Here is a 21,545-nt window from a genome sequence, read left to right as displayed (position 1 = left end):
AAACCATGTTTTGCCTACCTATGGCGGCACTGCGTCGCTTTGGTGCACGTTTTGGCTGCTGCAAACGTCAGGGGCTTGAGCATTCGCTCACATGTTTTCAACCCGGTGCCCAACCGGGTTTTCATGTGCGGCCGAACCGGCTATGAACGCTCGCAATATCAGCCCACTAACGGTCGATTCCTTTCCGGTGTCGGCCCGCAAATCGGAAAACGCGATGCGCCTGTCCCGCTATTTTTTGCCCATTCTGAAGGAAAATCCCAAGGAAGCGGAAATCGTCTCCCACCGCCTGATGCTGCGGTCGGGCATGGTTCGCCAGCAGAGCCAGGGCATCTATTCCTGGCTGCCGCTCGGCAAGCGCGTCATGGACAAGGTCAACAAGATCATCCGTGAAGAGCAGGACCGCGCTGGCGCCATCGAGCTTCTGATGCCGACCCTGCAGTCGGCCGATCTGTGGCAGGAAAGCGGTCGTTACGAGGATTACGGCAAGGAAATGCTGCGCATCACGGACCGCCAGGAGCGTCCGATGCTCTACGGCCCGACCAACGAGGAAATGGTCACCGACATCTTTCGTTCGGCAGTCAAGTCCTACAAGAACCTGCCGCTCAACCTCTACCATATCCAGCTGAAATTCCGCGACGAAATCCGTCCGCGTTTCGGCACCATGCGTTCGCGCGAATTCCTGATGAAGGATGCGTATTCCTTCGATCTGACCAAAGAAAGCGCGATCCATTCCTATAACAAGATGTTCGCAGCTTACCTGCGCACGTTTGATCGTCTCGGCCTGCGCGCCATCCCGATGCGCGCCGATACCGGCCCGATCGGCGGCAATCACAGCCACGAATTCATCATTCTGGCCGAAACCGGCGAGAGTGAAGTCTTCTCGCACCGCGATTTCACCAATTTCGACATTCCGGCCGCCGATATCGATTTCGATGATGTTGCTGCCATGCAGTCGATCTTCGACAAGTGGACTTCGGTTTACGCCGCCACCTCGGAAATGCACGACGAAGCCGCTTTCGACGCCATTCCGGAAGGTGACCGCCTTTCCGCTCGTGGTATCGAAGTCGGCCACATCTTCTATTTCGGTACAAAATATTCGGAGCCGATGGGCGCCAAGGTTCAGGGTCCGGATGGCAAGGAACACCTTGTCCACATGGGATCCTACGGCATCGGCCCGACCCGCCTTGTTCCCGCCATCATCGAAGCTTCGCATGACGAGAACGGAATCATCTGGCCGGCTTCGGTCGCACCGTTCGATGTCATGCTCATCACCATGAAGCCGGGTGACGAGAACTGCGACCGCGTTTGCGATGGCCTTTATACCGGCCTCACAAATGCCGGTTTGGACGTGCTCTACGACGACACGGACGATCGTGCCGGCACCAAATTTGCCACCGCCGATCTGATCGGTTTGCCGGTGCAGCTGATCGTCGGCCCACGTTCGGCCGCGACCGGCGAAGTCGAGGTCAAGGACCGCAAGACCGGTGCGCGCGAAACCATGACCATGGAAGCCGCGCTGAACCGTCTGACGGCCCAATAAGCTTAGGTTGGGCCTGATAAAGAATACCGTTCGGGCGATCTCTCGCGAGGCCGCCCGAACGCCATGATAAAACTGACCGCCGACGCGCGGTGACCGAGGAGAACACATGGCGAAGGTCGTGAGCGAAGGTGATGGCACGCGGCAGGGAGCACCATCCGCCGGTCCGTTTTCCGGGTTTGAGCGCATGGTCGCCTGGCGTTACCTGCGCTCGCGCCGCAAGGAAGCCTTCATCTCCGTCATTGCCGGTTTTTCCTTTGTCGGAATCATGCTCGGCGTCGCGACGCTGATCATCGTCATGGCGGTCATGAACGGCTTTCGCACCGAGCTGATCTCGCGCATCCTCGGCATCAACGGCCATATCATCGTGCAGCCGGTCGATCGCCCGCTTAATGATTACGCCGATCTCACCACGAAATTTGCTGCCGTTCCCGGCGTCACCATGGCTTTGCCGTTGGTCGAAGGCCAGACGCTGGCGCAGGGCAATACCGGCGGTGGTTCCGGCGCGCTGGTGCGCGGCGTGCGCGCCGAAGACCTTGAAAAGCTGAAGGAAGTCTCCGGCAACATCAAGCAGGGCGACATGGTCGGTTTTGCCTCGGGTGATGGCGTTCTGATCGGCTCGCGGCTTGCCGCGTCGCTTGGCCTTTCTGCCGGTGACCGCATCACGCTGGTCGCGCCGGAAGGCGATGTAACGCCGATGGGCGTCAGTCCGCGCGTCAAATCCTACCCGATTTCCGGCACGTTCGAGATCGGCATGTCGGAATATGATGCCTCGATCGTCTACATGCCGCTCGAAGAGGCGCAGGCCTATTTCAACGCGGATGGCATCGTCCAGTCGATCGAACTGTTCATCGAACACCCGGATGCCGTCGACGGTATGCGGCCGCTGATCGAGATGGCCGCCGGCGACCGCCAGATCTTTCTGACCGACTGGCGCCAGCGCAACCAGACCTTCTTTTCCGCCCTGCAGGTGGAGCGCAACGTCATGTTCATGATCCTGACGCTGATCGTGCTTGTCGCGGCGCTGAACATCATTTCCGGCCTGATCATGCTGGTGAAGGACAAGGGCTCGGATATCGCCATCCTGCGCACCATGGGGGCAAGCTCCGGCTCGATCATGCGCATCTTCTTCATGACGGGAGCGGCCATCGGTTTTGTCGGCACGGCGGCGGGTGTTCTTCTGGGCGTCGTCGTCTGTCTGAACATCGAATCGATCCGCAGCTTCTTCTCCTGGCTTTCCGGCACCGTCCTGTTCAACCCGGAACTCTATTTCCTCAGCGAACTGCCCGCCGAAATGACGTTTAGCGAAACCACCACCGTGGTCGTCATGGCGCTGACGCTGTCCTTCATTGCAACCATCTTCCCGGCATGGCGAGCTTCCCGGCTCGATCCCGTGCAGGCGCTGCGCTACGAATAGGAACGCACACCTCCATGGCAACCAAAACCATTCTGAAGCTCACAGGCGTCGGCAGGCAGTACGGGCAGGGCGATACGGTCCTCTCTATCCTCAAAGGGGCGGATTTTTCGCTGAAGTCGGGCGAGATCGTCGCGCTCGTCGCGCCGTCTGGCACCGGCAAGTCGACGCTGCTGCATCTCGCAGGCCTTCTGGAACACCCTGATGAGGGCGAGATCCATATCGATGGCGAAGCCTGCGGCAATCTTTCCGACGACCGCCGCACGGCCATCCGTCGCGGCGATATCGGCTTCGTCTACCAGTTCCACCACCTTCTGCCGGAATTCACCGCGCTCGAAAACATCATGATGCCGCAGCTGATCGCCGGTCTTCCGGTAAAGGAAGCAAAAGAGCGGGCCGCTGCATTGCTTGACTACATGCGTATTGGCCACCGTGCCGAACACCGTCCGGCCGAACTGTCGGGTGGCGAGCAGCAGCGCGTGGCGATTGCCCGCGCGGTTGCCAATGCGCCACTTCTGCTTCTTGCCGATGAGCCGACCGGCAACCTCGACCCGGAAACCGCATCCTACGTGTTCGACGCGTTGCAGGCATTGGTGCGCCAATCCGGTCTTGCCGCGATGATCGCTACCCACAACCACGACCTCGCCGCCCGTATGGACCGGCGCGTGACGCTGGAAGGCGGCAAGATCGTCGATTTCTGATCGACAACGCGGTCGGCGAATCGCATTTCACCCGGCGGAAAAATCGGCGGCGGCTCGCCGTCGGGCGCGCCGGCCGTATCCACGGTCGGCAGTCGCTTCGATTATTTTTCGATTTTCATAATTTTTTTAGTCGGGCGCTGCGGCGTAACGCGCCTGCGCCTGTCTGAGGTAGTGGTTGTGTGGATATATTGCTGCACGCAAGTTGCGTGCAGCATTGTCTCAAACCTGCGACACACCGTTTTGTTTTTTCCCGTCTGAGTAGGTGTCGTTCGGGTCGAGAATTTACCGATGATTGATAAAGTATAATCCAAGTAATGTTTTGTTTTTTGAAGCGAACATGAATGTATGTCGCGTTGAAATATTTTCAATTAAGGTTGCGTTTATCATTTAATTCTAGCTCTTTGGCTGTCGCAGATGACATGTGACTGTAAAGAACCTGGCCTCATGAAGGGCGCTGGTGGTTCGCGAATTTGAACCGACGGAGCGCGTTTTGACTGCACTGACCCCCAAGACACTGCGGTAACGACACGCCCGGCGCGGGAAGGCCGGCGCGACAGCACGGTTGCGACGGCCTTCCTCTCCTTCAACGATCCTCCCAAGCATCGTTCCATCGGCCGGCCATGAGGCCGGGTTAGACGCAGCCTCAGCCGCATGACGCGGTTGGGGAAGGGCGCCCCATTCCCGAATTTTCGACCACGACCGAGCCATCTCCCATCCCCGCGAGGAACACATGCAATTCCGTTCCATACAGATGAAAATCGCCCTGCTTTCAGGCCTCTGCGTTATCGGCGCCACCGGTTCGCTGGTCGGCTACAGCATGGTCTCCGCCAGCAATACCCAACAGTTCGTGGGCGAGAAGGTGAATGACCTTCTTGTCGAAAAGACCAGATCAAGCCTTGCCACGCTCGCGTCCACCCAGGCCGGCACGATCCGCTCGTCACTCGACAGCGCCATGGATTCCGCCCGCAATCTGGCGCGCGCCTTCGAGGTCGCCGCATCCAACGGCCCGACCTCCACGCCGGTTGAAGCGCGCCGCGCCCAGCTCAACGCCATGCTGCTCAACGTGCTGGACGGCAACCCGCGTTTCAACGGCACCTATAGCGCTTGGGAGCCGAACGGTCTCGACGGACGCGATGCCGAATTCCGCAACAACAGGCAATTCGCCTCCGATGCCAATGGCCGTTTCCTGCCGTATTGGACACGGGATGCCGCCGGCAAGATCGCCCTGCAGCAGTTGGTCGAGTTCGACAGTCACGAACTGCACCCCAATGGCGTCATGAAGGGTGGCTGGTATATCGGCCCTCAATCCGGCAATGGCGAAAGCATTCTCGATCCGCTTCCCTACATCGTTCAGGGCAAACAGGTGTTTCTGGCCACCATGTCGGTGCCGATCACCATCGATGGCAAGTTCAAGGGCGTGGCCGGTGCAGATTTCGATCTGACCTTCGTGCAGCAACTGGCTGAGCAGGTGAAGTCGTCCATCTATGGCGGCAAAGCCAGCGTCGAGATCGTCAGCTACAAGGGCCTTGTCGTCGCCTCAAGTTCCAGCCCGGAAACCATCGGCAAGCAATATGCCATGAACGATGCCGGCCGCGACGGTGATCTCTCCATCATCCGTGGTGGCAAAAGTGATGTCATTGTCGATAAGGACAGTTTCAAGGCTTTTGCACCCATCACCATCGGCCGTACCACCACGCCATGGTCTGTCGTGATCGATGTGCCGCGTGGTGTTGCCATGTCCGAAGTCATCGCGTTGGACGAGGATCTTTCCAACCGTAACGGCAACGACATGCAGTTGCAGATGCTGGTGGCGCTGTTGATCGCCGGGGCCGGTATCGGGGGCATGTGGCTCGTGGCCCGCTCGATCGCCAACCCCATCGCCATGCTGACCGATACCATGCGACGTCTTGCCGGCAATGACACATCCGTCGATGTGCCCGGTCGTGGCCGTGCTGATGAAATCGGCCACATGGCCGGTGCCGTAGAAGTGTTCAAGGAAAACGCCATCGCCAAGGTGGGTATGGAGCGCGCCGCGGAAGCGGAACGCAACATGAGCGAGACCGAACGTCAGGAGCGCGACGCCCAGAAGGCCCGCGATGCGGCCGAAATCCAGCACGCAGTCGATGCGCTGGCCGAAGGTTTGCGGCGCCTGTCAGACGGTGATGTCGCCTACCGCATTGCTCGGCCGTTCGTCGCCAATCTCGATGGCCTGCGGATCAACTTCAACGACTCGCTGACGAAGTTGCAGCAGGCGTTGCAGAGCGTGAAGTCGAATGCCCATGCCATCGAAGGCGGCGCCAAAGAAATCCGCTCGGCTGCCGACGATCTGGCCAAGCGTACCGAACAGCAGGCGGCTTCCGTCGAGGAAACAGCAGCCGCACTCGAGGAAATCGCCACCACGATGAAGGACAGTACCGCGCGTGCCGAAGAAGCAGGCGTGCTTGTCAACCGCACCCGCCTCGGAGCCGAAAAGGCCGGCCAGATCGTCCGTGAAGCGGTCGTTGCCATGCAGCAGATTGAACATTCGTCTGGCGAGATTTCCAACATCATCGGTGTCATCGACGAGATCGCTTTCCAGACCAACTTGCTTGCCCTGAATGCAGGTGTGGAAGCTGCGCGTGCCGGTGAAGCCGGCAAGGGGTTTGCCGTCGTCGCTCAGGAAGTGCGTGAATTGGCCCAGCGCTCGGCCACCGCTGCCAAGGAGATCAAGGGACTGATCACCACCTCAAATGAACACGTGCAGAACGGTGTCGAACTGGTGGGTGAAACCGGCAAGTCACTGGAAAGCATCGTTGGCGAGGTCAATCACATCAACCAGAACGTGACGGCCATCGTCGAGGCCGCCCGCGAGCAATCCACCGGCATTCAGGAGATCAACAAGGCCGTCAACAGCATTGATCAGGGCACCCAGCAGAACGCCGCCATGGTGGAAGAGTCCACCGCTGCCAGCCATGGCCTTGCGCGGGAGGCTGATGCCCTGAACGGCCTGATCCGCCAGTTCAACCTCGGCAACGGCGCGACTGTCGCGCCTGAACTGCGGGTCGCCAATGAACACAGCCAGCCGGTTATGTCGCCGGCCAAGGCATTGGGCCGCAAGGTCGCCAGCGCCTTCGGCGGCGGATCTGCGGCAGCTACCCATTCCACATGGACGGATTTCTGACCGGTACGATCCCCGACGGTCAGATTACGGCCCCGGTCGGTGTTCCATCCCGACCGGGGCCTTGTCGTGGGTTTTGCCGAGATTGATGTGTTATGACGCCCGACAGTCGATCAAAACACAGGCAAGGGGAAAGTGATGGCCGAGATCGTCCGCAAGGTCATCGAAAGGCGAGCAGTCCGAGCCCTGCTTTTTTCGGAAAACAACCAGATACTGCTCCTAGGATTACAAGCCCGGACGGCGATGTGTTCTGGATCACGCCCGGCGGCGGCATCACACTTTCGACTGGGGTAACCAGCGGATCTCCACGCGCGAGGAATACCGGATCGTCACCACCAGCCGTTTCGAGCCTTCCATGCTGGATGACGATGAAAACATAGGGGGTACCCAGTTCGGTGGTGGCCGATCGACGAGCTTGTATCCACGTCGGAGCAATTGACGCCGCTATCTCTCGCGGCAATCATGCAGGACTATCTGAAGAACGGCGACCGAACCCGTTGCCGCCGGAAGAAGTGGTTGTCGATTGAACAGGAAAAAACCTCGGTCCTTTCGCGGCCAATATTTTGCGGATACTCTCTGGTTCTGCCGCGCCAAGGCTCTAGCTTCTTGGTCTACCCGCGTTTTCCCTTCTTTCACGAGGTAATCCCATGGCCGAACCCTCTCTGTTTGCACGCTTTGTTGCTCTTGTCGGCCAATGCGCCGTTACCATTCGTCATTCGGGCGATGGCGCACGCGAACCTGCATACGGCGTCACGCCGGCCATTCCGCAGGCCAAGCCGCAGGGCCGGATCCCGACCTTGAAAATGCCCACCGCCAAAGGTTGGGAAGGCGATCACAAACCCACAGCCGCCGCTGGGCTGAAGGTCAATGCCTTTGCACGCGGGCTTGTGCATCCGCGCAATATGCATGTGCTTCCCAATGGCGATGTGCTGGTAGCTGAATCGATCGGTGAGCAGGGAAATCCGCGCAGCCTGTTCGACCACGCCATGGCCGCGACCATGCAGCGGGCCCGCGCTTCCGGCCAGAGCGCCAACCGTGTGACCCTGCTGCGCGATGCTGATGGCGACGGTGTGGCCGAGGAAAGTTTTGCCTATATCGAGAACGTTCGCCAGCCCTTTGGCATCGTGCTGGTGGGCGAGACGCTTTATGTCGGCGCCAGCGATGCGCTTCTGGCCTACCCCTATACGGCGGGTGCCACCAAAATCACGGCACCTGCCACAAAACTGATGGATCTGGTGCCCGGTGGACACTGGACCCGCAATCTGATTGCCAGCAAGGACAGCACGAAAATTTACGTGGCCGTCGGGTCGCTCACCAATATCGCCGATGAGGGCATGGCGGTGGAAGAAAACCGCGCCTGCATTCATGAATACGACCTCGCATCCGGCCAGTCCCGCATCTTTGCCGGTGGTCTGCGCAATCCGGTGGGGATGGCTTGGGAACCTGAAGGCGGCATGCTCTGGACCGTGGTCAACGAGCGCGACGGACTGGGTGACGAAACGCCGCCCGATTATCTGACATCGGTGCGCGACGGCGGCTTTTACGGCTGGCCCTATTGCTACTGGAACCGCGTGGTGGATGACCGCGTGCCGCAGGATGCCGCCAGGGTGGCCTCGGCGGAGCAGCCCGATTATGCGCTGGGCGGTCACACCGCCTCGCTCGGCCTCTGCTGGCTGCCCGAAGGAACGCTGCCGGGCTTTCCGGCCGGCATGGCCATCGGCCAGCACGGATCTTGGAACCGCTCGAAGCTGTCCGGCTACAAGCTGGCCTTCGTCGCTTTCGAAAATGGCAGGCCGGTCGGACCACCGCGTGAAATCCTGTCCGATTTCCTGTCGCCCGACGAAAAACATTCCTATGGACGCCCGGTTGGTGTGGCACTGGCGAAGGATGGTGCGGTGCTGATGGCCGACGATGTCGGCGACGTCATCTGGCGCGTCACCAGCGCCTGAGAGGAAGCCGCCGCTCGCCCGGATTGATGCGTAACGGTCCCCGGTCGGTAGCCTTTTCCGACCGGGGTTTCTCTGTCTGTGCACGTTCCGGATTTCAGGCCGAGGCGGCAAGCTGCGAAGCGAATTCGCGGTAGCTGTGCAACGGGCGGCCAAGGATGCGGGTCAACCGGTCGATATCGCCCGTTTCGGGGATCATGCCGTCACTGACATAACGCTCGGCCATCAGCCGCATTTCATAGCCCATCCATTTCGGCATCATGTTGGCGAGGTTCTGCTCGAAACCGCTCGGGTCATCGCCGCCATAGGCGACTGGGCGGCCGAGCGTCTGCGACCAGATGGTGGCCAGATCTTCACCGGTCAGCGTATCAGGGCCGACCAGATTGATGGTCTCGTTCGGCAGCTTTTCTTCCGCACGGTCGCGGCGGACAAGTTCGATCGCGGCAACCTCGGCAATATCGCGGGCATCGACCATGGCCACGCCCTTGCTGCCGATCGGCATCGGATAAACGCCGTAGTTGAAGATGACATCTTTGATCATCAACTCGTTATCGATGAAATAGGCCGGACGCAGGATCGTGGCGCTGAAGCCCATCGTGTCCAGCATGCGCTCCGCACCATACTTCACCGCGAAATGCGGGACGTTGACGGCGCGGTCGGCATCGAAGACCGAAAGATAAACGACCCGCTCGACACCTGCCTCGCGGGCGATGTTCAGCGTGATGATGGCCTGGGTGAACTCGTCGCCGGCAACTGCATTGAGCAGAAACAGCGTTTTGACGCCGGAAAATGCTTTGCGGAGCGCTTCGATATCGAGCAGTTCGCCCTTTGCAACCTCCACGCTGGGTGAAAAATCTGCCTTGGCGGGATCGCGGACGAGGACGCGAACATCAGGATTGCGTTTGACCAGTTCTGCGACGACATGGCGGCCAACGCGGCCGGTTGCGCCAGTAATGAGGATTGTCATGGTGTTTCTCCGTGTTTCGGTGCTGAAGACAATCCGAATATGAATGGTTCACAGGTGATCCAATAGACGCTAAAAATAGACACAGCGTCTCACAGGTGGAACGAATGGATTTGCTTGCCCTTGCCGATTTTGTCACCGTTGCCCAGCATGGCGGGTTTGGGCGCGCCGCCCGCGCGTCTGGCCGCCCGAAGGCGACACTGTCGCGACGCGTGTCCGATCTGGAGGCCGGTCTCGGCATCCGTCTGTTTGAACGCGGTGCGCGCATGCTCAGGCTGACGGAGGAAGGGCGCGCCCTTCACGCGCGCGCCGGGGCCCTGTTGACGGAACTGGAAGAAACCGCGTCGGCAATCGCTTCGGGCGGCGCCAGGCCGCAGGGAAGGTTGCGGATCAGCGCGCCTGTGCTTTTTTCCCAGACCGCGATGGGCAAGCTGGCTGCCCGGTTTGCAATCCGTTACCCGCAGGTCAGGCTTGAGGTGACGACCGAGGATCGTCCGGTCGACATGATCGAGGAAGGTTTTGATCTGGTCATTCGCGTCAACCCGGATCCCGATGCAAACCTTGTCGGCCGGGTCTTCCTTCGTGATGGGCTTGCGATTGTGGCCAGTCCGGCCGTCGTTCGCCCGGCGCAGGGCACGGCGGTTCCGGCCGTCATTCGCGGCTCATCGAATGATGTCAGGACCTGGAGCATGACGGGATCGGCCGGCCGAACCGACCTTGTCATCGATCCGGTTCTTTCCGTGTCTTCGCTGACGATGGTGCAGGATGCGGTGCGGATGGGTGTCGGCGTCGGCCGTCTTCCGGTCTCGCTGGTCAGCCACGATATCGCTGCGGGAAGGCTGGTTCATTGGGGTGATGCCGATGTCCCGCCGACGCAGCTCTGGGCGCTCTATCCGTCTCGACGGCTGCTCAGCGCCCGCGTCTCGGCCTTCCTCGATTTCCTGAAAGAGGCATTTCCGATGGGAACCGCCGAAGAACTGGCGGCCTATCTGGCGGATTGACGCCGGATGCCTGTGGGGGCTTCCGGCGCGTGAGATCGAGAGGGCATGGAGTTTACGCGGTAATCTCCACCGGCGTTCCATCCGGCATCAGGATGAGCGCCTCGTAAAACCCGTCTCCGGTCCAGCGTGGACCGGATTTCAGGCAGCCATCCGCCCGGCATTTTTCCGCCAGCGCGTCGACGGCTTCGCCGCTGCCGAGGGTGATGGCGATATGATCCCAGCCGATCCGCTCGGCCGGGGCATCATCTGCCAGCCACGGCCCTGTCATCAGCTCGATCTGCCCACCATCTTCCGGCAGGGTCACGAAACGCGAGGTGAAACCCGGCCGATTTTTGCTGTGATACGCCTCACCAACGCTGGCACGGAAATAACGCTCCCAGAATTGTGCAGCCGTATCGAGGTCCTGCGTCCACAAGGCGACATGGGCAATCCGCATCAGTTGGCCTTTCGCGTCACGATGCCCGCACAAATCGGCACGAGCATAAGCAGGGCTGCCAGAAGCCAGAAGGAGACCGGAAGGCCGGTGTGTTTGGCGACGAAACCGACACCGGCCGGCCCCACCAGCACACCGGCATAACCCGTCGTGGTGATGGCCGCGACAGCAAGGCCTGATGGCATCACGGTCTGCGAACCGGCGCGACGGAACAGAACCGGCACGATGTTCGATGCACCCAGTCCGATCAGCAGAAAACCGCTCATGGCCAGAATGGTGCCGGGGGCTGCGAGCAGCACCGCAAAACCGGCAATCGCCACGATGCCACCCCAGAACAGCGTCGGGCGGTCGCCGAGCTTGGCGGTGATCACATCGCCGCACAGGCGTCCGGCTGTCATGGCGATTGCAAACAGCATGTAACCCAGGCCGCCCTGGCTTGGCTCGACGCGGCCTTCGGAGGTCAAAAGCAGCGCACTCCAGTCCAGCACTGCGCCTTCAACGAGAAAGGTGATGGCGGCAAGCGCTGCCAGAAGCACGACGATACCGCGTGGCATCACGAACAGCGGCCCGTCCTCTGCCTGCACGGTGGAGAGCAGCCGCGGCCAGATGATCGCCATCGCCACCAGCATTAACGCCGACGAGATCAGCGTGGTGAGGAATGGCCCGAGCTTTGCCGACAGAAGCAGCGTCACCAGCATGGCCGCGATAAAACCGCCAATGCTGTATTGCGCGTGAAAACCGGACATCAGCGGTTTTGGCGCATCCTTTTCCACCTCGATTGCGTGAATGTTCATCGCCACATCCAGCGTACCGAGCGAGGCGCCGAACAGGGCGAGCGCGATACCAAGCGCTACCGGCGTATCGGCAAGCGTCAGGAATGGCAGGGTGAGTGCAATGCCGAAACCGCTGACGAGAATGATCGGCTTGGCGCCATAACGAGCCGAGAGCACGCCGGTCGCCAGCATGGCGATGACCGAGCCCAAGCCCAGGCAAAGCAGAAGCATGCCCAGAACGCCATCATCGATGCCAAGTCGCGTTTTGGCATAAGGCACAAGCGGTGCCCAGCAGGCGATGCCGAAACCGGCAACGAGAAAGGAGAGGCGGGTGGCAAGCCGTGTTTCCGGTCGATTGGCACTGGCCGTTGTTTGTGCAAAAGCGGTCATGAAAATCTTTCCTGCGAATAGGGTCAGGCGGCGCTCTGGCCGGGTGTCAGCAAGGCATAACCGGCGTCAGCCAGTGCCTGTTTTGTGCTTGCGGGCAGATCGTCCTCGACGATCAGCCAGTCGATATCTTTGGCGCCGCCGATACGATGCGGCGCGCGCTCTTCGAATTTTTCGGATGTGGCAAGCACGATAGTGATGGCGCTGCGTGACATCAGCCTACGTTTGAAAATCGCGTCCGCATGTTCCTGCACGCTCATGCCGGTTTCGGCGGACACCGCGCAGGCACCGACAAAACAGCGGTCAATGTTCAGTTCATCCAGTCTTGCAATTGCCGAGGCATCGACACTGCCGCCGACAACGGCATCCACCAGCCCGCCGATCAGGATCAGCGGAATATCACCGCGTTTCATGATGGCGGCGGCAATATCGATGGAATTGGTCGCAACAGTGAGCTTCTGATCGCCCGGCAGCAGGGCGGCCATGGCCAGATTGGTGCTGCCGCAGTCGAGAAACAGCAATTCACCCGCAGCCACCGTGCCGGCCGCGACGCGGGCCAAAGCCGTCTTACGCTCCGATGCCTTGCCTATGCGCTCGGCAATCGGTCGTGATGGCGTCACCAGCGGCAGCGCGCCGCCATAGACCCGCCGGCATTTGCCTTCGGCGGCCAGCGCGCGCAGATCGCGGCGCACCGCATCCTCGGAAATATCGAATTCCGTGGCCACGGCAGAAGCGACGATTTCCTGCCCCTTGGCAAGCCGGGCTTCAATAATGTCACGGCGGGAGATGGAAAGTGAAGTGTTCATAAATGTGCATTAACGTGCATGATGTGGCGCGTCAATCTTCGCGATGTTTCACGTTTTGTGTCGCTCAGATAGAAGAGTGGACGCCGCGCATGACCGCGCTAATGTTCCGAGGGACGGGGCAAGCGTCCATATGTCCCACAAAATGGAGAGTGCATGTCGGCGGAAAAGCAGCTCTTGTCCCGAATTGCGGCCGCGCAAAGCTCCGGTGATCCACTGGTGATCAGCGATACCCAATTCAGCCCGGATTCACGTCTGCGCAGCAAACGCGATTATGCCCATGAAATCATTCCTTTTGATCTTCATCCCAAAGGAGGGGGGTGGCGCAACCGGCTGCTGGGCCGAAAACCGGTCTGGCGCAATCTCGTCTTTCGCAACTGCGCGATTTCGGGGCTGGCCTTCACCAACTGGGAACTGGAGGACTGCGTTTTCGAAAATTGCGAGCTGGCAATCCGCAATTGGAAAACTTCCTATCGGCGCAATCGGTTTGTGGATTGCGACATGCGCAGTTTTTCATTCGGTGCCGATACAATGGCCAACAGCAACAGTTTTGCCGATGTGACGTTCGATCGGTGCAGGCTCCAGTCTGCCCGCCTGGATTATACGGAGTTCGAAGACTGCCGGTTCGTGGATTGCCACATGAAGCGTGCCGAATTCCGGCAGGCGACACTGAGGCGCACGACCTTTGCCGGCAAGTTGGATGATGTGATTTTCGGCTGCGATGATCTTGCGCCGACGGTGCTGGACAGCGTGGATTTCGCGACCGCTCACCTGTCCTTCTGCGCTTTCCGCAACGTCAAGGCATCCGGCATCAAGCCGCCGGTCGCCGCCGGGCAGCACATGATCAAGGATTTCATCGGTTTCATTCAGGCGCTGGATGATGCCGTTACGGCCCATGCCGGCGATAAACGGATCAGGCTTTCCGACATTTTCACGTCTGATCACATGCCAGGCTCCGAGATTGAAATCGTCAACGAGAACGATTTTCAGGAGTTTCTCGATGCCGAGGGCAGGACCATTCTCGCCGGTATGCTGGCCGATCCGCGATGCCGGCCTTAAGCGAAAGCCTTACTGAAACACCACTTCCAGATTATGCCCGTCATGGGCGATCACCCGGCATGTGGTCTCGATGCCATCTGCGGGGATCTGCAACAGAAATTCGGCCGGCAGGCCATCCGCATTTGAAACCACCAGCCCCGCGCTGTCAGCACCCAGTGATTTCACCGAGCAGTTGACGAGGTTTTTGCGATCGTCGAACAGGATGAAGCCGGTGCGCAGCACCCGCTTTCGCTCACCTTTGGTCGCCTTGGCCGCTTCCTTTTGCAGCGCGCTCCACGAGCGGCACTGGTTTCGACCATCCTGCTTGGCGCGGTACATGGCGGCATCCGCCTGCGCCAGCAGCGTTTCGATATCCTTGCCGGTCAGCGAGCGCGAGGCGACGCCAAAGCTCGCCGTCACCGAAATCGTTTGGTCACCGATATCAACCGTCAGTCCTTCGAGTGCCTTGCGCAACCGCTCCGCCGTCGCCATGGCGCCGTCCATGTCCACATAGGGCAGGACCACCACGAATTCCTCGCCGCCGAAACGGCCGAACAGGTCAGTGGCCCGAAGCGTTGCCTTGCAGGTGGCCGATACGGCTTTCAGCACGATATCGCCGGCCGCATGGCCATAGGTATCGTTGATCGATTTGAAATGATCGATATCGAGCACGATGCAGGACAGCGCATGCGCATGACGTTGCGCCAGCGTCACCATCTGGTCGGCCTCGGTCTTGAAGGCGCGGCGCGTCAGTGCTTCCGTCAAACTGTCGGTCGATGCCGTCTGCAACAGCTCGATCCGGTCCATCGCGGCCCCTGACAGTTCCTGCAAAATGCCGATCTCGCGCGTACCAAAAGAGCGCGGACGTTTGCCGATGGCGCAGACTGTGCCGATCACATGCCCGGCCTTGGTCGTCAGCGGCATGCCAGCGTAAAAACGCACATGCAACTCGCCGGTCACGGCCGGGTGGTCGGCAAAACGCGGATCGAGCGTCGCATCCGGCACGATGATCGCTTCCTCGGCCGCCACCACATAACGGCAGAAACTGGCGTCCCGTTCGATTTCCCCGAAGCTCAGCCCGCTGCAGGCCTTGTACCACTGCCGATGCGCGTCGATCAGCGAAACGATGCCGATCTCGACATCAAAGATCTGCTGGATCAGCCGGACGATCCGGTCGAAACCATCGTCGCGCGGGCTGTCGAGCATGTCGAGTTCCTGCAGCGCCGCCAGGCGATCGGCCTCACGCTGCATGGTCATCGCAGGCGATTGTTCGAGAATTCGCGTGGCCGTCATCGCAATCGTCTCCCGGAAGTGGCGTAACCGCCGCTATGTCGTTTGATATATTAGGCATAATTCGATGACGCTTCGTACGCAACCGTACTCGGTACGCCCATCGGTTTCCCGCGTTCAACCCGACGTTATCGGCATAGCTTCCGTTCTCACCGCATTGCGATGACTGCAATTCCGGTTTGACAAACAAAACCATGCCCGACACTATATCCATAATAAGAATGCATATTCCATAATTGTGGTTTATCGAAAAAGGGAACTTCATGCTTAGAAACGCATTGCTCGCTGCCCCCTTCCTGTTCTTGTCGGCCATCCCCAACCCGAGTTTCGCCGCCGGCGTCATCAATGTCGCCACGATCGGCGAACCGCCGACGCTCGATCCGATGGCCTCCACCGCCGATGTGGTGGGCATGACCACGCAGCACATTTTTGAAACGCTGTTCACCTTCGATGCCGAATGGAATGTCGTGCCGCTTCTGGCCGAAGCGATGCCGACCGTATCGGCCGACGGCCAGACCTATGACATCACCCTTCGCAAGGGCATCAAGTTCCACGATGGCTCGACCATGACATCCGCCGATGTCGTCGCCTCGGTCGAGCGCTGGGTAAAGATCGCCTCGCGCGGCAAACAGATCGCGCCCTATTTCACCTCGATCACCGCCAAGGGCGACGATGCCGTTCAGATCGTCCTGAGCAAGCCTTATGCGCCGCTGCTGTCGCTGCTCGCCTTCAACAATTCGGCCGCCGTCATCATGCCGAAGGCCAACCTCGCCGATGACCCGCTGACAAAATTCATCGGCACCGGCCCGTATCTCCTGAAGGAGCGCAAGGCCGACCAGTATCTGCAACTCACCCGTTTCGACGGCTATCAGCCGCGTTCGGAAGCGGCCAACGGTTTTGGCGGCGCCCGCAAGGCGATCCTCGATGAAATCCGCTTCGTGCCGGTGCCGGATGCCAATACCCGCCTCGAAGGCGCGATCTCCGGCCAGTTCGATTATGCCGACTCGCTTGCTCCGGAAACGTTCGACCGTCTGAAAGGCTCGGACGCTTCCGAGCCGGTGGTGCTAAAGCCTTATGGCGCGCCGGTTTTCGTCATGAACACCAAGGAAGGTGTGCTGGCGAAAAAGGAAATGCGCCACGCCATCCAGGCCGCTCTCAACCCGGAAGACATGCTGCTTGCCGCCTTCGGCAATCCGGAATTTTTCGCCGTCAACGGCGCGCTTTATCCGGAAGGGTACGTCTGGCACACGGAGGAGGGCATCGAGCGTTACGGCAATGGCGACCCGGAAACCGCAGCCTCCATGGCCAAGGAAGCCGGATATGACGGCGAAAAGCCGATCCGCATCCTCACCAGCCGCCAGTACGAATTCCATTACAAGATGGCGCAGGTCGCTGCCGAATATCTGAAGGCCGCCGGCTTCAAGGTCGAACTCGGCGTGTTCGACTGGGCAACGCTCACCACCCGCCGCGCCGACCCCAAATTGTGGGATATCTTCATCACCCACGGCCCGTTCCCGCCGGAGCCGATCCTCAACGGCTGGATGTCCGACAGCTATCCCGGCTGGTGGGCAACGCCTGCCAAGACCGCTGCCGTCGAACCCTTTATCGCTGAGCCGGATCAGGAAAAGCGCAAGGCACTCTGGGCGGAAATCCAAAAAACCTTTTACGAGGAAGCCCCGGTCTACAAGGTCGGCGATTTCAACGCGCTTGGTTCCAAGAAGAAGACGCTGAAGGATTTTCAGCCGTCGCCCTGGCCTTACTTCTGGAATGTCAGCACGGCCAACTGATCCTGTTGCCACCGCCTGACATCCCGCATGTCCCGCGCCTCCCGCGGGGCATGCCCAACAGCATCAATCATCGATAACGAGCACCCGTCATGACGCGTTCTTTTCCCAAGGACTTTCTCTGGGGCGTTGCCGCCTCCGCCTTCCAGACAGAAGGCGCCGTCAACAAGGATGGCCGTGGCCAGAGTGTCTGGGACGTTTACGCCCACACGCCCGGCCGCACCACAAACGGCGAAACCGCCGACATCGCCTGTGACCATTATCACCGGTACCCCGAGGATATCGGCCTGATGAGCGGTCTCGGCGTCGGTGCCTACCGCCTGTCGACCGCATGGCCGCGCATCTTTCCGGAAGGTTCGGGCCAAGTTAACCAGCGCGGTCTGGATTTTTACGACCGCGTCATCGACCTTCTGCTGCATGAAGGCATCGAGCCGTGGATCTGCCTGCATCACTGGGACATGCCGGTGGCGGTGGAAGAAAAGGGCGGATGGCGATCCCGCGAGACGCCAAAAATTTTCGCCGATTACGCCGCCACCATCGCCCGCCATTTTGGCGACCGCGTCAAACGGTTCGCGCCGATCAACGAGCCCAACGTCATTCCATGGGTGGCCTATAATGTCGGCCGCCACGCGCCGGGCAAACAGTCCTATGAGGACAGTTTGAAGGCCATCCACGCGCTCAATCTCGCTCACGGCTATTCAGTCAAGGCCGTGCGCGCCGAAGCGTCGGACGCGCAGGTCGGAAACATCGTCTCGCTCGGCCCGGTGCGCCCGCATTATGACGATGCCGCCCATGAGGAAGCCCGCATTCTGGGTGATTGCCTGTGGCGCCGCGTCACCGTCGATCCGCTCTGGCTCGGCACCTATCCCGAGCCGATCGCCAAGGAAATGGAACCGTTGATCCTCGGCGACGACATGGCCGATATCAGCCAGGAAATGGATTTCTTTGGCCTCAACCATTACAATCCGGTTTTTGTCGGCCCCAACAAGAACACCACATTCGGCATCGCCGAAACCGCCCCGCCAACCGGCATGGGCCCGCTGACCGACGTAAACTGGGTCGTCGATCCGCAGGCGTTTCTGGAACAGATCCGCGACACCAGCGAGCGCTACAACAAACCGACGATCTACATCACCGAAAACGGCGCATCCTACCCGGACGCACTCGGCCCCGATCGCAAGGTGATCGACAAGGACCGCATCGCCTATTTCGAGGGTTACCTCAACGTCCTGCTCGATGCGCTTGAGGAAGGCCACGATATCAGGGGTTATTTCGCTTGGTCGCTGATGGACAATTTTGAATGGGGCAGGGGCTTTTCCAAACGTTTTGGCCTCGTCTACGTCGATTACCCGACGCTGCAGCGAATCCCGAAAGCGTCGTATCACTGGTTGAGCGACGTCATTCGGAAAAACGCGCTGTAAGGGCAGGTAACTGATTGAGCGTTAAAACGGCCCGGTATGTCCGGGCCGTTTTGCGTTGACAATTTTTGGAAATTTCAGCCCCAATAACCCGCTGGGTATCGGCAAGTTCTGGGGGGAGAGGGATGGCCGTAGTCGGTTTCTTATCGGGCAGGGAAGAAGATGCGACGCGCCGGAATTGGTCTGGCGATAGCGCCCGTCCACTGCGCTGGTCAGCGTGGTACCCGACCGATGTTGATGCTGCTCATGCGGAACCTGTTTCCACGGATAAACTCTACATTCTGGGCAAGACCATCGCAGGCCTGAAAATATCCGCCCGCCGGAAAACCTATCCCGCCGTGCTCCTGTCGCACGGAACAGGCGGCACCGCTGCCGGTCTTGGCTGGCTGGCGGAGCGTCTGGCCGAAGCCGGATTTCTGGTCATCGGCGCCGATCACCACGGCAATACCGCAGGCGAGCCCTATCGTGCCGAAGGTTTTTTGTGCTGGTGGGAACGTGCAGCCGACCTGAGTGCCTTGCTGGATCACCATGCCATTGCCGGCCCGTTCGCCGGTCGTATCGATCTTGACCGGGTTACCGTGGCCGGTTTCTCGCTTGGTGGTTACACGGCGCTGTCGTTGCTTGGAGGCATTACCCACGTGCCGCTTTATGTGGAATGGGCCGGCGCAGAGCATTTCGCCACGGGGCCGCGCGAGTTTCCCGATATCGTCCGGCATATTCCGGATCTGCTTGAAGACAACCCGGTCTTCCGGACATCTTGGGAGCGGCAATCGATCTCGTTTAATGACCCGCGCATCAAGGCCGCCTTTCTCTGCGCTCCGGCCCCAACGGTTCGCGGTATGACCAAGGAGAGCCTTGAGCGGATAAAGACGCCAGTCGCAATGGCGGCCACCTGTTCGGACAGGGAGGCGCCCGCCGACCTTTGTGCGCAATGGCTGCATGAAGTATTGCCGGACAGCCGGCTGGAAATCCTTGACCATGCCGCCGGACATTACGTGTTTCTGAGTGAATGCACTGACTGGGGGCGATGCGATCATTCGGAGATCTGCGTGGATCCGCCCGGTATCAGCCGCCGTGATATCCATGATCGGTCGGCGGCGTTGGCGGTGGGATTTTTCGGTTTGGCTACTCTCCAGGTATAATTCCCCAATCTGCTTCATCCGCACTTCCCAACCTGCTCTCTCTTCCTATTTTCCGCGCGAGACCAATGACTTGCGACGGGTTACATGACTGAATTCTCCAAAAAACTGATGATGCCGACCGATGTCGCGCATATGGTCCTCTTCCATCCCGATGATCTGGCGCATGCGGCTGAGTGGCCGATCGCCTGGTACAGCGAGCCCTTCATTTATCCGGCCGAAAGTGTGGCGGGACGGCTGATCGCGTGGTGCACCGGCAGCGACGGCGATTTTGCCGTGCGGGTCACCAATGGTGCCATCACCGAACGCGAACAGACCTATGCCGGGCCGCAATGGACCTTTCCTTACATGGTGCGCCATGGCCGCGCCTTTCTCGACAACTCCGATGCGCTGCCCGGCCTTGAAAAGATGACTGAAACTTCGGACAACGAGGATTTCTGGATAGAGATCGAAAACGGCGATTATGCCGTGACCGTCACAGCCGTCGAATGGGACCAGGAGCCGGGCTCGGACAATGAGGATTTCGATGCGCTGCCGAACTATGTCGTGCAGTTCGCACCGCGCAACGGCCGAGATATCGAAACCGCCCGTCGTCCGCCCGATCTCGAATGCGAGATCGATTTTACCGCAACCGACGAGCTTTATGCGGAATCTCAGCGCGCGCCCGACCCTGCCGATTACGGACAGCTTTATCCCGCCTTCATCTCCAGAAATGTCGGATGGGTCGGTCAGGAGTTCTCGACAAAGGGTGAGGCGCCCATCGAAGCTGCGGTTGTTGCCGATGAGGATGGTGAGGCCGATGTCTTCGACCAGCCATATATCGTCGCTTCCGAACTTGTGCCCGGCGCCCCAGCGGTCATCGTCGAATGCTTCAGTTATGGTGGTCAGCCGGAGGGTGAGGCGGAAGAATACGAGTTCCGCAGCGTTCAGGCAGTGCAGATTGTTGCCGTCGAGGGCCAGGTAAAGAACGGCGAGCGATCGCCACTCGGTAAAACCGGCTTTTTCCGCCGCAGGCCGGAGCCGGTGCCGACGGATGCGCTGCCGCTGGTTCGCATTGCGCCGCTGGTTCCCGTGGCTGATAAGAGCGTGACAATCACGTTGGGCGCCTTCCTTGAAAAGATCGTCGCCGATCTGGAAGAGGGCGGTCCGCTGGCAAAACGCCTCGGCGGCATCGCGTCCTATGAAGCGCTGAAACTGCGTGCCGTTGATGACGACGAGATTTTGGCACGCTGGCTGCTGGAACGCCTGCCACTTTCGGGGAAAGAGCGCCTCAGCGTTGGTGCTCTGCCGCCAAATGCAAGGCGCACGGCGCTGGACGCGTCTTATCTTCGCTTTGCCGGGTGACATGGAAAACCCGGCTGATCGTTTTTTACCTGACAGCCATCGGCCTTTATCAGGGGCAGCTGGTCACGATCCGCCTTGATGCCCTCGGTCTTGTGTCACGCGGCGGCGATGATGTCGTCCACTATGTCCGGTTATTGCTGGTATCGAGCGTCGCCCTGACGCTGATGGCATGTGCCGCACTTGCGCTGATCCCGCGCCGCCGGTTGGCGGCGTGGGGCATCCGCGTGCTTTTCGGCAGCATGGTTGGTCTGTATCTCGCCCACCCGCTCTATGCGCTGCTGATCTGGCAGGTTTCCGGGCCCCGAATGGTCGATGACGGCGCCACCGTGCTGCTCTGCCTGCTGCAATGGACACTCTGGGAATGCTGGGGACGCCGTTTTTTCGGGTTTTCAGACAGCGCGACGCCCGACCGGTAA

The 21,545-nt window shown here is 60.1% G+C and carries 17 protein-coding genes; 12 read left to right on the top strand and 5 right to left on the bottom strand.

Translation table 11 applies throughout. The features are described from left to right. Window positions 1-214: 214 nt before the first annotated feature. From proS to GAO09_RS20000, 5 genes are all read left to right on the top strand, one after another. Window positions 215-1,540 (top strand): proline--tRNA ligase, encoded by a 1,326-nt coding sequence (proS, locus tag GAO09_RS20020; protein WP_153356737.1) that lies wholly within the window; start codon window positions 215-217, stop codon window positions 1,538-1,540. 106 nt (window positions 1,541-1,646) lie between these two features. Then, complete coding sequence (locus tag GAO09_RS20015; RefSeq protein WP_153356485.1) at window positions 1,647-2,954, top strand: lipoprotein-releasing ABC transporter permease subunit; 1,308 nt, start codon at window positions 1,647-1,649, stop codon at window positions 2,952-2,954. Between the two features lie 14 nt (window positions 2,955-2,968). After that, entirely contained in the window at window positions 2,969-3,652 is a 684-nt protein-coding gene (locus GAO09_RS20010; protein WP_153356482.1) for an ABC transporter ATP-binding protein, read from the top strand. Window positions 3,653-4,382: 730 nt separating this feature from the next. Continuing rightward, window positions 4,383-6,812, top strand: a complete 2,430-nt coding sequence (locus GAO09_RS20005) for a methyl-accepting chemotaxis protein (protein ID WP_153356480.1) — start codon at window positions 4,383-4,385, stop codon at window positions 6,810-6,812. Window positions 6,813-7,456: 644 nt separating this feature from the next. Beyond that, window positions 7,457-8,758, top strand: a complete 1,302-nt coding sequence (locus tag GAO09_RS20000) for a PQQ-dependent sugar dehydrogenase (protein WP_153356478.1) — start codon at window positions 7,457-7,459, stop codon at window positions 8,756-8,758. 94 nt (window positions 8,759-8,852) lie between these two features. Here the strand turns inward: GAO09_RS20000 and GAO09_RS19995 are convergent, their stop codons facing one another. Continuing rightward, window positions 8,853-9,722, bottom strand: a complete 870-nt coding sequence (locus GAO09_RS19995) for an SDR family oxidoreductase (RefSeq protein WP_153356475.1) — start codon at window positions 9,720-9,722, stop codon at window positions 8,853-8,855. Between the two features lie 104 nt (window positions 9,723-9,826). Between GAO09_RS19995 and GAO09_RS19990 the strand changes: the two genes are divergently transcribed. Then, the gene (locus GAO09_RS19990; RefSeq protein ID WP_153356472.1) at window positions 9,827-10,720 is read left to right on the top strand and encodes a LysR family transcriptional regulator; all 894 of its coding nucleotides are present in this window, start codon (window positions 9,827-9,829) and stop codon (window positions 10,718-10,720) included. Between the two features lie 52 nt (window positions 10,721-10,772). On the opposite strand, the gene GAO09_RS19985 is transcribed toward GAO09_RS19990, so the two are convergent. The 3 genes from GAO09_RS19985 to GAO09_RS19975 are packed head-to-tail and all read right to left on the bottom strand — an operon-like array spanning window position 10,773 to window position 13,119. Then, complete coding sequence (locus tag GAO09_RS19985) at window positions 10,773-11,156, bottom strand: VOC family protein (protein WP_153356469.1); 384 nt, start codon at window positions 11,154-11,156, stop codon at window positions 10,773-10,775. Next, window positions 11,156-12,316 (bottom strand): MFS transporter, encoded by a 1,161-nt coding sequence (locus tag GAO09_RS19980; protein ID WP_153356467.1) that lies wholly within the window; start codon window positions 12,314-12,316, stop codon window positions 11,156-11,158. Before GAO09_RS19980 ends, GAO09_RS19985 begins: the two co-directional genes overlap by 1 nt. A 23-nt stretch (window positions 12,317-12,339) precedes the next feature. Next, entirely contained in the window at window positions 12,340-13,119 is a 780-nt protein-coding gene (locus GAO09_RS19975; RefSeq protein WP_153356464.1) for a DeoR/GlpR family DNA-binding transcription regulator, read from the bottom strand. A gap of 153 nt (window positions 13,120-13,272) precedes the next feature. On the opposite strand from GAO09_RS19975, the gene GAO09_RS19970 reads away from it, so the two are divergent. Then, a complete protein-coding gene (locus tag GAO09_RS19970) occupies window positions 13,273-14,175 on the top strand; it encodes a pentapeptide repeat-containing protein (RefSeq protein WP_153356460.1) in 903 nt (300 codons plus the stop codon). A 9-nt stretch (window positions 14,176-14,184) separates the two neighbouring features. Here GAO09_RS19970 and GAO09_RS19965 read toward each other — a convergent pair whose 3' ends face one another. Further along, complete coding sequence (locus GAO09_RS19965) at window positions 14,185-15,447, bottom strand: sensor domain-containing diguanylate cyclase (RefSeq protein WP_153356457.1); 1,263 nt, start codon at window positions 15,445-15,447, stop codon at window positions 14,185-14,187. Between the two features lie 260 nt (window positions 15,448-15,707). Between GAO09_RS19965 and GAO09_RS19960 the strand changes: the two genes are divergently transcribed. The 5 genes from GAO09_RS19960 to GAO09_RS19940 all read left to right on the top strand — a co-directional run bounded on the left by GAO09_RS19960 (window position 15,708) and on the right by GAO09_RS19940 (window position 21,545). After that, window positions 15,708-17,231 carry an ABC transporter substrate-binding protein gene (locus tag GAO09_RS19960; RefSeq protein ID WP_153356454.1) on the top strand — a complete coding sequence of 508 codons (1,524 nt, stop codon included), beginning with the start codon at window positions 15,708-15,710 and terminating at the stop codon, window positions 17,229-17,231. Window positions 17,232-17,320: 89 nt separating this feature from the next. Next, window positions 17,321-18,649, top strand: coding sequence for a GH1 family beta-glucosidase (locus GAO09_RS19955; protein WP_153356451.1), 1,329 nt, complete (start codon window positions 17,321-17,323; stop codon window positions 18,647-18,649). Between the two features lie 122 nt (window positions 18,650-18,771). Further along, window positions 18,772-19,788 carry an alpha/beta hydrolase family protein gene (locus GAO09_RS19950; RefSeq protein ID WP_153356448.1) on the top strand — a complete coding sequence of 339 codons (1,017 nt, stop codon included), beginning with the start codon at window positions 18,772-18,774 and terminating at the stop codon, window positions 19,786-19,788. Between the two features lie 84 nt (window positions 19,789-19,872). Then, window positions 19,873-21,129, top strand: a complete 1,257-nt coding sequence (locus GAO09_RS19945) for a hypothetical protein (protein ID WP_153356445.1) — start codon at window positions 19,873-19,875, stop codon at window positions 21,127-21,129. Then, complete coding sequence (locus GAO09_RS19940; RefSeq protein ID WP_153356443.1) at window positions 21,126-21,545, top strand: hypothetical protein; 420 nt, start codon at window positions 21,126-21,128, stop codon at window positions 21,543-21,545. Before GAO09_RS19945 ends, GAO09_RS19940 begins: the two co-directional genes overlap by 4 nt.

Origin of the sequence: Endobacterium cereale, assembly GCF_009617585.1 — a bacterium.
Lineage (GTDB): Bacteria > Pseudomonadota > Alphaproteobacteria > Rhizobiales > Rhizobiaceae > Neorhizobium > Neorhizobium cereale.
The sequence above is the reverse complement of the archived record's forward strand: the minus strand, read 5'-3'. Positions and strand labels throughout refer to the sequence as shown.